This is a genomic window from Kineococcus glutinatus (assembly GCF_039542765.1).
Classification (GTDB): Bacteria; Actinomycetota; Actinomycetes; order Actinomycetales; family Kineococcaceae; genus Kineococcus_A; species Kineococcus_A glutinatus.
In genome coordinates this window covers 1-983 of sequence record NZ_BAABIL010000347.1, presented here as the reverse complement: position 1 = coordinate 983, position 983 = coordinate 1, and the positions used below count along the sequence as shown (strand labels likewise).

Annotated in this window: 1 protein-coding gene; it reads left to right on the top strand. The window is 70.9% G+C overall.

Features of this window, described 5'->3' with window-relative positions; genetic code table 11:
* The first annotated feature begins 148 nt into the window (after window positions 1-148).
* Window positions 149-973, top strand: a complete 825-nt coding sequence (locus ABEB16_RS13265; RefSeq protein WP_345712722.1) for a transposase family protein — start codon at window positions 149-151, stop codon at window positions 971-973.
* The last annotated feature ends 10 nt before the right edge of the window (window positions 974-983 follow it).

Here is a 983-nt window from a genome sequence, read left to right as displayed (position 1 = left end):
TGAGGTTTTCTCACCAGGGTCCTGACCACTGACGGCGGTGGTGGGGCATCGGTGCAGGTCAGGGTCGCGCGGGGGTGTGGGAGCGGACCCCCGAGAGGAAAGTGGATTTCGCCAAAGGCCCACGTTCCTGCGACCCCGGGAGTCCGCCGTGTCTCATCGTGCCCGCCTCGACGTGCCCGCGCCCACCTTGCGCACGGTCACCGGCTGGATCGCTGCTGCCCGCCGCGGACGAGACCGACGGCCCTGGCAGCGGGCCGCCACGGTCCATCAGCACGTGCTGCTGGTGCTGCGCTGGCTGCGCCACCGCGCCGATCTGGCCGACCTCGCCCACGATGCCCATATCTCCATCGCCACGGCGTATCGCTACCTGCACGAGGCGCTCGACGCCATCGCCGCCCACGCCCCAGACCTGCACGACGTCCTCCACATAGCACGGGAGAAGCGCCTGGCGTACCTCTGTCTGGATGGGACGCTCGTCGCGACCGACCGCGTCACTGCCCGCACCGAACGCGGCAACGACGCCTGGTACTCCGGCAAACACCACCGCCACGGCGGCAACGTGCAGGTGCTCGCCGATCCGGACGGGCATCCGCTCTGGGTCTCCGCGGTGCGCCCCGGCGCCCGCCACGATCTGGCTTGCGCCCGTGAACTCGTCCTGCCGGCGCTCTATCCCTTCTGCAGGCTGGCCCCCGACCGCCACAGCCACCTGCCGGTCCTCGCCGACAAGGGCTACGTCGGCGCCGGCATCGGTGTGCGGGTGCCCTACCGCCGCCCGGCCGGCGGGCAGCGACTGGACCGCACCGCCCGGACCTACAACCGCTGCCACGCCGCGCTGCGCGCACCTGCGGAGCGGGCCATCTCCCTGCTGGGCCACTGGCGGGCCCTGGACCATGTCACGCTCGACCCCGGCGCCATCACCAAGATCGCCTCTGTTGCCTTCGTCCTCACCCACCTTCAGTTACCAACCCGGTGAGAAAACCTCA